Annotated in this window: 8 protein-coding genes; 7 read left to right on the top strand and 1 reads right to left on the bottom strand. The window is 45.5% G+C overall.

Going from position 1 to position 12560, the window contains the following annotated elements:
* Window position 1 precedes the first annotated feature (1 nt).
* The 7 genes from ZOBGAL_RS13050 to ZOBGAL_RS13015 all read left to right on the top strand — a co-directional run bounded on the left by ZOBGAL_RS13050 (window position 2) and on the right by ZOBGAL_RS13015 (window position 9336).
* Window positions 2–373, top strand: a complete 372-nt coding sequence (locus ZOBGAL_RS13050; protein WP_013994102.1) for a DUF779 domain-containing protein — start codon at window positions 2–4, stop codon at window positions 371–373.
* Window positions 374–528: 155 nt separating this feature from the next.
* A complete protein-coding gene (gene yidD / locus ZOBGAL_RS23080) occupies window positions 529–738 on the top strand; it encodes a membrane protein insertion efficiency factor YidD (RefSeq protein WP_013994101.1) in 210 nt (69 codons plus the stop codon).
* Window positions 739–875: 137 nt separating this feature from the next.
* A complete protein-coding gene (gene lgt / locus ZOBGAL_RS13045) occupies window positions 876–1838 on the top strand; it encodes a prolipoprotein diacylglyceryl transferase (protein ID WP_013994100.1) in 963 nt (320 codons plus the stop codon).
* A 98-nt stretch (window positions 1839–1936) separates the two neighbouring features.
* Window positions 1937–2425 (top strand): DUF192 domain-containing protein, encoded by a 489-nt coding sequence (locus ZOBGAL_RS13040; protein ID WP_013994099.1) that lies wholly within the window; start codon window positions 1937–1939, stop codon window positions 2423–2425.
* 6 nt (window positions 2426–2431) lie between these two features.
* Entirely contained in the window at window positions 2432–2950 is a 519-nt protein-coding gene (locus tag ZOBGAL_RS13035; protein WP_013994098.1) for a GNAT family N-acetyltransferase, read from the top strand.
* Between the two features lie 275 nt (window positions 2951–3225).
* Entirely contained in the window at window positions 3226–7512 is a 4287-nt protein-coding gene (locus ZOBGAL_RS22730) for an Ig-like domain-containing protein (RefSeq protein ID WP_013994097.1), read from the top strand.
* A gap of 582 nt (window positions 7513–8094) precedes the next feature.
* Complete coding sequence (locus tag ZOBGAL_RS13015; protein ID WP_013994096.1) at window positions 8095–9336, top strand: ATP-binding cassette domain-containing protein; 1242 nt, start codon at window positions 8095–8097, stop codon at window positions 9334–9336.
* Window positions 9337–9457: 121 nt separating this feature from the next.
* Here ZOBGAL_RS13015 and secDF read toward each other — a convergent pair whose 3' ends face one another.
* On the bottom strand, window positions 9458–12439 hold the full coding sequence (gene secDF, locus ZOBGAL_RS13010) for a protein translocase subunit SecDF (RefSeq protein WP_013994095.1): 2982 nt from the start codon (window positions 12437–12439) through the stop codon (window positions 9458–9460).
* Between the last annotated feature and the right edge of the window lie 121 nt (window positions 12440–12560).

The raw sequence follows: 12560 nt of genomic DNA, 5'->3' as shown, positions 1-12560 counted from the left end.
GATGAAAACACAACGCGTTTTAGTTTCGGATGAAGCCAAAGAGGTCATTGAAAAATTGAAGCAAACCCATGGTAAGCTCATGTTCCACCAAAGCGGTGGATGTTGCGACGGGTCTTCACCCATGTGTTTTAGCGAAGGTGAACTCATACTCAACGAAACCGATATTTGGCTTGGCAATATCGCCGATTGCGACTTTTACATGGCCAAAGACCAGTTCGAGTATTGGAAACACACGCAATTGACCATTGATATCACCGAAGGAAGGGGAGCCAGTTTCTCTTTGGAAATCCCCTTAGGTGTGCGCTTTGTGGTAAAGTCAAGATTATTTTCAGAACAGGAAACCCTTGACCTTCAACCTGTGCACCACGCATAAAATTCATAACACGATTCAGTGTCACTAAAATCCGCATTTAAAAATGCGGATTTTTTTTGGGCCCGTTCCATACTTCCGGACAAGGGTATTGGTTAAATTGTTGTATTTTTACATCCTTAAAACCCATCGTCTTGGCATTATCCCAAAAAAAAATAATGATAGCCCCTTTCGTTTTTTTGGTCAGGTTCTATCAAGTCGCCATCTCACCATACACCCCTGCAAGTTGTCGTTACTCCCCAACATGCTCACAGTATACCCTCGAGGCCTTAAAAAAACACGGACTTTTTAAAGGAGGATGGCTGGCCATTAAACGAATTTTGAGCTGCAACCCCTGGGGAGGAAAAGGCTATGACCCAGTACCTTAATAATTTAAAAATAAACTAGGGGCAATTGAGGGGGGAAGAATCCCCGAGAGCTTTCCCTCCTTTGACGTCAATTTTAAGGACAGCAAGGCATATCGGCTGTCTATTTTATTATCTTAGTGCTCTTAAAACTACTTCTCATGTACTTTTTAGGTATCATTTGGAATCCGAACGAAACACTTTTCACCCTCGGTCCGTTACAGATAAAATATTACAACTTACTTTGGATTACCGCCTTTGGTTTAGGTTGGTATATCATGAAGCGCATTTTTACCAACGAGAACAAAACGGTAGAGCAGTTAGATTCGCTCTTTATCCACACGGTTCTTGCCACCATGTTGGGTGCGCGGCTTGGACACGTATTTTTTTACGATTGGCCGTATTACCAAAACCACCTGCTCGAAATACTTCTTCCTATTCGCGAGAATGCCTCGGGCCAGCTTTTCGGTTTTATCAACGGTTATGAATTTACCGGCTTTACAGGCCTTGCGAGTCATGGCGCCATTATAGGCGTACTGATCGGAACCTATCTTTACCAGAAGAAATTCCCCGACATGAAAACCCTTTGGCTACTGGACCGTATGGTCATACCGTTTGCCATTGGTGCCTTTTGTGTACGATTGGGCAACTTTTTCAATTCAGAGATCAATGGAAAAATCACCGATGAATCTTTTGTTTTCGCTACAAAGTTCATTCGCGATTCCGATGATATGCACCCCTCCAAAGCCTTGGCGATTACACAGGAAAAAACGGTAAATGCCGCTTATGCCGCACTGGAGAACAATCCGAAATTTGCCGAACAATTGGCGCAGATTCCATACCGCCACCCGGCACAGTTGTATGAAGGGGTGGCCTATATTTTTGTTTTTACCCTTCTCTATTACCTTTACTGGAAGACCGATAAAAAAAATCGCTCAGGATATCTTTTTGGCCTGTTTTTAGTTTTGCTTTGGACGATTCGTTTCTTCGTAGAATTTGTAAAGAAAAGTCAGGGTGGTTTCGAAGAGAGCCTCGGGCTACTTTCGACCGGACAGTGGTTGAGTATTCCGTTTATTTTTATCGGACTCTACTTTATGTTCCGACCGATAAACAGCAAATCGTAACCCATATTAATTATCCATACACCCAAAAACATTGAATCAGGGCTATACTAAAACAAAATAGCCCCCTTCCCCAACTATCGAATTTAAGCGCTACCAAAATGAAGCACATTAAAATCAGTTTGTACCTTATCTTAACGGTATTTGTTTTTCATTCCTGCAAAGAAGAGAAGAAAAAAGTTGTCAAAGCAGAGCCTGTAGTCTTTAAAAAAGAAGGCGAACTTTCTATTTTCAAGCAAAAAACGGATAGTTTGATTGCTTCCTTTGATATTGAAATCGCAGAGAGCGAATATGAAACCCAAACTGGTTTAATGTATCGCAAAAGCATGAAGGCCGACCGCGGGATGTTGTTTATCTTTCCGGAAGTGTCCGGGCATTCGTTCTATATGAAGAATACCGAGTTTCCTTTAGACATCATTTTTATCAAGGAAGACATGACCATTGCCAATTATCACGAAAACGCCCAACCTCTGAACGAGTCGAGCCTACCTTCGCAAGGGGCGGTACAATACGTACTTGAATTGAATGCCGGTCTTGTTCAAAACTTCGGGATACAGCCAGGTGACAGTATTGCCTTCAAAAAATTATGATTGCAAATGGATTTACTTTTGGAAAAGGAAACGACCGAGCGATTGCTATTCCGAAAAATACGTCCCTCCGATTTTGAAACCTGGTTGTCCTTTCACCAAGACAAACGTTCTTCCGAGTTTTGGAACGGATTACCATCTGACCCAAACGTGGCCTGCCAACAACAATTCGACCGAATTTTTGAACGCTACGAAAAGCAACTGGGCGGCATGAATGCCCTTATCTCAAGATCGACCGGAGACTTTATCGGTCTGTGCGGACTGCTAAAACAGACCGTAGACGGTATTGACGAACTGGAAATAGGCTACTCCATTCTCCCTAAATACTGGCAACAAGGCTACGCTACCGAGGCCGCCCTGCAGTGCAAGTCCCATGCTACAAAGCATCAGTTGGCCCCTTCTTTAATATCCATAATCCATATAGATAACCTACCGTCTCAAAAAGTAGCTATTAACAATGGCATGCATTTGGAGAAAACTACGACATACCATAATAACCCCGTATATATTTTTAGAGTGCAATTATGACACGGAAACACTGGGGTATATTTACGGCCAATACATCCCGTACAAGTGAGTTAATTAATAAATAATCTCAAATTCCACTGTTTAAAAAAAACTCCACGTTTTCCAATTCCATCTTATCTGAAAAATATTGCAGTTCATCTCGACTTTTGACAAAAAAAGGGATGTACCGTATCTAATTTAAACCGATTGTATATCTTGTAGGACTTTCTTGATAAAACAAGAGTCTATCCATTATGGTTTTGTTTTAAAGGAATTGTTAGTCCCCATACTGGAAAATGAAGAAGTATCTTAAAATCCTAGCCTCCTGTTGTTGTCTGTTTTTAATAGTACTGGCCTGTACCAAAGAGGTCGGTCTTATTACCGAGGTAGATTTCCAGCTTGTAGAGCAACACACCGAAGAAGGCTATGTAAACCAGGGGCTGCCCACCACCTTTACGATCGTCCCGGAAGAGGTACTGGAGAACTACGAATATACCATCACCTATGAGATACTCGACGGCGAGGGCCATTTCAAAGATATGGACGGCAACCGCGTGGAATCAGGGAAGGGGTGGCCCGTATCTGAGGGCCTTTCCGTGCCCTTGGTGTACATGGGCGGCGAAACAGGTGAGCACAGGGTAAAGATAACAGGGTCGGACAACTTTGGGTTTTCAGATGAGATCGAGGTCATGTACAATCTGAGCGATGTTCCTGCGGTCTGGGAGGCTTCTAGCGAACTCTCGGAGATCCAACTGGAAAAGCCGATAGACCTATCCCTTTTATTTGAAATTGTAGATGCGGCAGAGGACGTTGAGTATGAGGCCATGTATGGGTTCGGCTCAGGTTCGGGAAGCCTTGAGGCATCAGAGGAGAACGGTTATGTGCCGAACGGGGAGTACAGTTCCATTCTCCCCGGTACCTATCCGCTTGTCTTCACGCCTTCGAAAGTAGGCCCCCAGCAACTGGTCTTCACCCTGCGCGACAGCAACGGACAGGAGATCGAGGCCGGTGTGGACTTCAACGTAGTGGAGTTTATCGATGTCATTTCCATTGCCTTGGTAAGCCAGGATACGATCAAAATGAAATTAGGGGACGAGATACCCCCTGCATTCACCTTCGACCCGCCCAATGCTACCGACCAGGAAGTGACGGTGGTGTCCAGTGATCCCGATATCGTATTTATCGACGGGAACAACGTATGTATCGCCGTAGGGTTGGGTACAGCGCAGGTGACCGTAACCTCCGTTTCCAATCCCCAAGCCAGCGATACGGTCACCGTAGAGGTGATCCCCCCGGACAGGGTCCCGGTAACGGGCATCACGGTTTCCCAAGAGGATTCCGGAGCCATCGGAGCGGAGCGTCAATTGATAGCGACCGTTCTTCCCGAGAATGCAACGGACCCTAGTGTGGTCTGGTCCTCCAGTGATGATGCGATAGCGACTATAGACGCGAACGGTCTTCTGACCGGTCTTTCCGCGGGAACGGCCACGATAACGGCCACCTCGGTCTCCGACCCGGAAATCAGTGGCAGTGTACAGATCGAGATTACGGGCATCTCGCTACAATCGGCGAACGATATCGAGGCCTTCGCCCTGAACGGGCAGATCGAGACGGCAACGATAGATACGGAGGAACATACCGTTTCGGTAACGGTCCCAGAGGGTACACCGTTGAGCGTGGCACCTATCATGTTGACGGTATCGGAAGGGGCCACCGTAACGCCGGGGCTCCTACAGGAACGGGACTTCAGTTCCCCTGTGGAATATACGGTCATATCGGGCAATGGCACGGCACAGGTATGGACGGTAACGGCCAAGGTACTGGTACTGCCCGTTGCGGGGGATACCGATATCACGGCCTTTGGACTTCCCGGGCAGAACAGTTCCGACATCGATACCGAGAACCATACGATAACCGTCAACGTACCCGACGGAACAAATCTTAACGTCGCCCCCCAGGTACTGGAAATCTCCCCCGGGGCGACCGTAGCACCGGCCATCGGCCAGGTCCGGGACTTCTCAGGGGCCGTTACCTATACGGTGAGCCCCGAGACGGGAACGCCGCAGGTATGGACGGTGAACGTGACCGTATCCCAGCCAACGGGAAGTGACAACGCGATAACGGGTTTTGCGCTGCCCGTTCAGAACAGTGTGGCCATAAACGATGTGAACCATACCATAACGGTGAACGTACCGAACGGAACGGACCTGAACGTAGTTCCCTCCCAATTGGATATTTCCACTGGGGCCAATATTGAACCCGGTCCGGCCTCGCAACAGGATTTCAGCCAGCCCGTGAACTATACGGTGACCGCCGAGAACGGTAACCCACAGGTCTGGACCGTGAACGTTGACGTTGCCGCAAACCAGCCCCCCGTTGCCAATGACGATAGAGCCGCAGTAGAATTGGGAGAAACCGTACGCATCAATGTCATCGATAACGATTCAGATGTTGATAATCCAAACTCCGACCTGGTAATATCCGGTGTTCTTGGCGTACAGCCCATAAATGCAGGTTCGTTTACAATCGAAGGACAGGAAATCGTATTCACCAGTTCCGGTGATTATACCGGGGATGCCACGTTCGGTTATACCATTAACGACGGTAACGTGGGCAATGACGCTTTTGCAACCGTTACGGTATCGATTTTGGAAACGGAGGCGCCCGTCACGGGCATAACGGTCTCGAGCGTCAGGTCTAGTATCCCGGATAATGAGACGGAACAGTTCAGTGCGGATGTACTTCCGATCGACGCGGACAATCGGGCGGTAAGCTGGACCTCCAGTGACACGTCCGTGGCAACGGTCAACGCGACTACAGGTCTGGTCACCGCGGTATCCGACGGCAATACGAACATTATTGCTACGGCGACCGATGGTTCAGGCGTAACGGGTACGGCCCCACTTCAGGTAACGGCCTCCCCAAAGTTGGTCACTAACATAACGGTCTCGAGCGACAGGTCTAGTATCCCGGATAATGAGACGGAACAGTTCAGCGCGGATGTACTTCCGATCGACGCGGACAATCGGACGGTGACCTGGACCTCCAGTGACACGTCCGTGGCAACGGTCAACGCGACTACAGGTCTGGTTACCGCGGTATCCGACGGCAATACGAACATTATTGCTACGGCGACCGATGGTTCAGGCGTAACGGGTACGGCCCCACTTCAGGTAACGGCCTCCCCAAAGTTGGTCACTAACATAACGGTCTCGAGCGACAGGTCTAGTATCCTGGATAATGAGACGGAACAGTTCAGCGCGGATGTACTTCCGATCGACGCGGACAATCGGGCGGTAAGCTGGACCTCCAGTGACACGTCCGTGGCAACGGTCAACGCGACTACAGGTCTGGTCACCGCGGTATCCGACGGCAATACGAACATTATTGCTACGGCGACCGATGGTTCAGGCGTAACGGGTACGGCCCCACTTCAGGTAACGGCCTCCCCAAAGTTGGTCACTAACATAACGGTCTCGAGCGACAGGTCTAGTATCCCGGATAATGAGACGGAACAGTTCAGCGCGGATGTACTTCCGATCGACGCGGACAATCGGGCGGTAAGCTGGACCTCCAGTGACACGTCCGTGGCAACGGTCAACGCGACTACAGGTCTGGTCACCGCGGTATCCGACGGCAATACGAACATTATTGCTACGGCGACCGATGGTTCAGGCGTAACGGGTACGGCCCCACTTCAGGTAACGGCCTCCCCAAAGTTGGTCACTAACATAACGGTCTCGAGCGACAGGTCTAGTATCCCGGATAATGAGACGGAACAGTTCAGCGCGGATGTACTTCCGATCGACGCGGACAATCGGACGGTGACCTGGACCTCCAGTGACACGTCCGTGGCAACGGTCAACGCGACTACAGGTTTGGTTACCGCGGTATCCGACGGCAATACGAACATTATTGCTACGGCAACGGACGGTTCTAGTGTATCGGGCTCCACGGCCCTTGAGGTAACGATAGCAAATCGAAAACCTACAGCACAGGCTTCGGCCGATTTCACCAGTGGAGCACCCGGATTGACGGTGAAATTTACAGGCGACACATCTGATGATCCAGATTTTGGTGATACCGATACCTTGAGCTATTTATGGGATTTTGGTGAGCCCGGAGCGACAAGTACATTAGCAAATGATACCTATCAATATGTTGCCCCAGGTACCTTTACTGTTACTTTAACAGTTACTGATAGCAATGGTGCAGAAGATTCTAAAACGATTATAATAACGATTTACCCTAATGAATTAACATGGGATCTCAGTACAGGAACATTAAGTGGACCGGCCAATCTCAGTGTTACCGTTAGCATAAGTGTTACAGGTAATGGAGGTGCTAATCTAAGCAGTGGAAGCCGTTTTAATTGGACGGTATGTGGCACCGGTGCACAAGCGGGTGGTTGTTTTTATAACAGTTCTGAAACTGCTTCATTTACTCTTCCATCTTCAGGTAGTATCAAAGTCACTGGAAATCATAGTACAGGTAACGACCCTAATAGTGTAGCAACGATAAATTTCTTTGGCGGAGGTAAAACAATTACTGAAACTATGAGGAGTAACAGTATTCCTAGATAGTGCACATAGTAAGGCATACGTCTTAATTAAGATTTAGAATATTCAATTATTCCTTTTAAAAATATTATATCAAGAGGAAGATTATTTAAATCCTTCTTGGCTGGTCTAATTCAATGATATACTATAATTTGTAAATAAAAAATAACTTGGAATAAACTCAAAAACCCGACATAAAATTTTTGATATCCATTTTAAATTAAAGGAATATTCTTAACTTATATACTTCCTAATATTCTTATACTTCACAAGTAGAGAATAAGCATGTCTTATGACCAGGTTTTCTGGTTTTTCAGGAGAAGGGGCCTCCTTTAGAAGTTGCGTGACATTCCGAAGCTGAACGTTCTCCGTATTAATAAAATTGGATATTCCATACCGTCTAAATATTGACTTCAAAGCTCTATGTTTGTAAGACAGGATTATATTCAATACTTGAGAGCAAGAACACCAACTTACCGAATAAATAATTTCCATAATTCATGTAAACAACATACCTTCCCAAAAAGTAGCTATTAACAATGGCATGTATTTAAAGAAAACTACGACATACCATAATAACCCCGTATATATTTTTAGAGTGCAATTATGACACAGAAACACTGGGCCATATTTACCGGCAACACCTCCCAAAAAGAAGAATTGATCGATAGCCTACTCGAAGGACCGCTTCCTAAGGGTTTTAACGAACTAAAACACCTCGAAGGAAGCCTTTTATCGAAATTGGCCGTCGAGCGTTTTATCGACAAGGAAGACCGTCATGGCAGCAAGATAATCACCTCGGATACCTCGCAAAGTTTAAAATCGATGTCTAGTGGTGAACAGAAAAAAGCTTTATTGAAACACATTCTCAGCACCCAACCCGATTTTATCATTCTAGACAACCCCTTCGACAACCTCGATACCACTGCGCAAGAAGACCTCAAAACGAAGCTGAAGGAAGTTTCGGCAGATACCCCAATGATCCAATTATTAAGCCGTAAAACGGACTTATTGCCCTTTGCCAACACCTTCGCCAAACTCGAAGGCAAGGATCTGGTTTTTAGCGAGACCCTAGAGACCCTATTGAAGCAGCAGGAAAAACAAGTTTTTGCCGATGACATTCCCCTACCCATCGATTCGTACGAAATCGAAGGCGAAACATTGATCGAATTAAAAGGCGTCGGGGTGACCTATAGTGAAAAACCCATTTTACGCGATATCGATTGGCAAATCAAAAAAGGGGAATTCTGGGAACTACGAGGCCGTAACGGTAGTGGAAAAACTACCATATTATCAATGATAACCGGGGAAAACCCAAAAGGATACGGACAAGAACTCTATATTTTCGGCCGTAAGAAGGGCACCGGGGAAAGCGTTTGGGAAATTAAAAAGCGCATAGGGTATTTTACGCCCTCCATGACCGATAAATTTACCGGCTACCATTCAATCAACCATATGATCATATCGGGCCTTAACGATTCTATCGGGCTGTACGTACAACCCACCGAAGCGCAGTTGCGCGTGGCAAAGGAATGGTTACAACTTATTGGGTTATGGCATATGAAAGACCAACTTTTTCACGACCTATCAATGGGGCAAAAACGATTGATTATGTGCGCCAGGGCTATGATCAAACACCCTCCGTTACTTATTCTCGACGAACCTACCGCGGGTCTCGACGATGAAAGTGCCGCCCTTTTTGTAGCCTTGGTGAATAAATTCGCCAACGAGAGCAATACTACGGTCATTTTTGTCTCGCACCGAAAAGAACCCGGACTAGAAGCCGAATTCATCTATCAGTTGGAAAAATCGGAGACCGGATCAACAGGTCGCATACTGACTTCTTAAAACCAACTCCCTCTCCATTACCCGAAAAAATTCCTATAAATACAAAAGCCGTTTGCAGTAGCGAACGGCTTTTATAATCAATTGAGTTAGTTAGTTCTTAACTCCTCAAATATAGAGAAATTTATTTTTCTGCCTCGGCATCATCCTTAACCAGGCCACCTGCCCTTGCAGTTTTGTTCAATGTGTCATACATCACCGGCGTAGCGATGAACAATGAAGAATATGTACCTACAATAATACCTATTATCATAGCGAACATAAATCCTCTAAGCGATTCCCCTCCGAAGGTGAATATGGCCAACAATACTACCAAGGTAGTCAAAGACGTATTCAACGTACGGCTCAATGTACTGTTAAGGGCCAAATTGATATTGTCGCCTCCACGCCATCCTCGCTCTCCTATAATCTCACGAATACGGTCAAAAACAACCACGGTATCGTTCAAGGAGTATCCGATTACGGTCAATATGGCCGCAATGAAGGCTTGGTCGATTTCCATGTTGAACGGCATAACCGTACCGAATAACGAGAAGATCCCCAATACGATCATAACATCGTGAAACACTGCCGCTACCGCTCCTAAAGAGAATTGCCATTTACGGAAACGGAACAAGATATACAAGAACACTACCGCCAAAGAGCCCAAAATGGCCAAGAAAGCGTTATTCTTAATATCATCGGCGATAGTAGGCCCAACCTTTACAGATTGTAAAATACCTATGGATTTATCACCAGAACCAATTTTAAAGCTCTGCTCGCTAATACCGTCTGGAAGGTATTTCTGCAAGGCGGTATACAATTTATTCTGAATCTCGTTATCTACTTCAATACCCTCTACATCTACTTTGTAAGGTGTGGTTATCTTGATCTGGTTGGCATCACCAAATGTTTTTACATTTGTTCCACTACCAAAGACATCGTTCAGTTCGGAAGCGATTTCAGAAGCGCTAACCGCCTGCTCAAAACGCACTTGATACGAACGTCCCCCTATAAAATCGACCCCTTGCTGTAATCCGTTGGTCAATAAAGTGAAAACGCTTACCCCTACCAATATAGCAGACAAGATATAGGCCATCTTTCTTTTGGAAAGAAAATCGATATTGATATTCTTGAAAAGATTTTTTGTCAATCCAGTTGAGAACTCAAGTGTACGTCCTTTACCGTCAATATACCAGTCTACCAATAGACGAGTGATAAATATGGCGGTAAACAATGAAGTTACGATACCAATAAGTAAGGTTGTTGCAAAACCCTTGATCGGACCTGATCCGAAGATAAAAAGGATAATTGCAGTAAGACCCGTGGTAATGTTAGCATCGAGAATAGAAGAAAGCGCATTGCCAAAACCATCGGCTACGGCCAAGGACTTTCCTTTTCCTTTAGCCAACTCTTCTTTTATACGTTCAAAGATCAGTACGTTCGCATCCACCGACATACCAATGGTAAGAACGATACCGGCGATACCCGGCAAAGTCAATACCGCACTTAAGCTGGTCAAGACCCCGAAAATCAATAGAATGTTCAACAACAAGGCTATATCGGCAAAACCACCGGCCTTACCATAGTAGAAAACCATCCAGACCAATACAATGGCCATGGCGATCATAAACGACATAAAACCACTGTCAATAGCTTCTTGACCCAAAGATGGACCTACCACCTCTGACTGAATGATCTCAGCCGATGCCGGTAATTTACCAGCACGTAATACGTTGGCAATATCCTTTGTTTCGTTAACCGTAAAGGTACCCGTAATCTCAGAACGACCTCCTGATATAGGTCCTGAGGAAACACCAGGGGCTGTATATACTTTATTATCCAATACAATGGCAATACCGGTTCTGTTATTATAGGCATCACCCGTAAGTTTCTCCCACTCCTTTGCACCTTTGGTATTCATGCTCATAGTAACCGCAGGCTTCCCGTTCACGAACTCATCACGTGCATCGTTCACAACATCACCACTGATTCTTGGAGTACCGTCCCTGTTTGACTTTAAGGCATACAGTTCAACTATTTCAGAACCTTCGGTAGGTCGCTCCCATAAAAACTTGGCAAATTGCATACTAGCAGGTAGCAATCTCCTAATTTCTTTCATTCTTAGGTAAGAACCGATTTCGGCCGTATCTTGAATAGCGGCAACACCAACAGCATAGCTAGGCGCCCCTAATTGGAATTTATCGAACAAGGGATTACGCTGACCGGCAATATCCAATGAATCTTGGGAAACGTCGGAAAGAAGTGAATCAAGTTCAGATTCCTTTTTAACAGGTTCGTCAGCCTCATCGGTATCGACCAATGATTTTAGCTTTTCGTTAGCCTGAAAAAAGAAGCCTTGTAGCTCAGGGTCGTTAGGTTGGTAGGTTTCCCAGAACTCAAGTTGTGCCGTACTGGACAACAAGTCTTGTGCACGGGCGATATCCCTGGCACCTGGCAATTCCACCAAAATACGTCCTGAATTACCCTCACGTTGAATATTGGGCTGTGTTACACCAAAACCATCGATACGCTCACGAAGTACTTCAAAAGCCGATACGATAGATTCGTCAATTTTTCTTCGGATGATAGGCTTAACCTCATCATCGGTCATTTGAAAATTAACCTCGCCGCTCAACTCTTTATTCGCAAAAATATCGGGAGACGCTAGTTTTGTATCACCCTTTATTTTGTCAAATGCATTGAAAAAAAGCTCGATAAATGTATCGTCACTGTTTTTGGAAGCCGCTTCAGCGTCAGCCAATGCCTTGTTGAACACGGGGTTTTTGGTATTGTTCGCCAACCCTTTCAAGATATCCTTAACGGAAATCTGCAAGGTTACGTTAATCCCCCCTTTAAGGTCAAGCCCTTTGTTCAGCTCTTTTTTCTTAGCTTCGTTATAATTGGTAAAACCAAGTATCGACTGATCTCCGATCGAGTCTAAATACCTAGCTTCTAATGCTTCACGTTTGGAAACATAATTCTCTTCAGCATCTGAAATGCGGCTTTCCGCATACCTTTTTGCCTCGTTTTCTACCTTACCACCTATAAAAGTATAGGATAGCTGATAGATACTTACTAGCCCAAAGAGTAGGGCAAAAAGCTTAATAAGTCCTTTATTCTGCATTGGTTATGTGAATTAATTGCGTGCTTTTTATAACAGCGTGCAAATATATGATTTTCCCATAGGAATTGACAATATATTTAGAGTTATTGTAAAATGAAAACATCTGCCCCGGAAATATTTC

Source organism: Zobellia galactanivorans, from assembly GCF_000973105.1.
Taxonomy (GTDB): Bacteria; Bacteroidota; Bacteroidia; order Flavobacteriales; family Flavobacteriaceae; genus Zobellia; species Zobellia galactanivorans.
This window is presented reverse-complemented; position numbering and strand designations above follow the sequence as displayed.